The sequence below is a fragment of the Listeria cornellensis FSL F6-0969 genome (assembly GCF_000525855.1).
Classification (GTDB): domain Bacteria; phylum Bacillota; class Bacilli; order Lactobacillales; family Listeriaceae; genus Listeria_A; species Listeria_A cornellensis.
Map to the genome: position 1 here is coordinate 1 of NZ_AODE01000086.1, position 601 is coordinate 601.

Sequence of the window (601 nt, forward strand, 5' to 3'; positions counted from 1 at the left end):
GAAAGATAGTGCGACCCTGACCGGTAAATACGGCAAAGACATTGCGAAAGTCCGTCTTTGGGTCAACGATGTCGCGGTAGCACAAGCAACAACCAGCAATGGCGACTTCACCTTCACAAACGTTGCGAGCTTCATCAAAAACAAAACCGATAAAGTCGAAGTGGTGGGCGTAGACGCGCAATACAACGAGTTGAATCGCAAACCAGTGACCCTTACTGGTTTCGACACCCTAGACAATGCCTTAACAGCACCAGCCAATTTCACATTGGATCAAGATACAACGATTAACGGCACGATGGGTACCAACGTAGCCAAAGTTCGCCTATCCGTGAATGGCGTTATCGTGAAACAAGCGACAACATCAGCGGGCACATACACCATCGCAGGCGCTAACACGTACATCAAGAGCACCACCGATGTCGTGAAAATCATCGCTGTAGACGCCCAATACAAAGAAGTCAACACGAAAACAGTCACAGTGATTCCGAACGGCTCCATCTATGATTACAAACTAGACGTTAATGCGTATACCTTTGGCGATGCGACCATCACAGGAACATACGGAAAAGACGTTACCGCTGTTCGCCTATGGGTCAATGGA

At 48.3% G+C, this 601-nt stretch carries 1 protein-coding gene; it reads left to right on the top strand.

Annotated features, from left to right (window positions below):
* Window positions 1-601, top strand: a 601-nt coding sequence (locus tag PCORN_RS19560; RefSeq protein WP_036082751.1) for an immunoglobulin-like domain-containing protein, incomplete at both ends; no start/stop codon positions are given.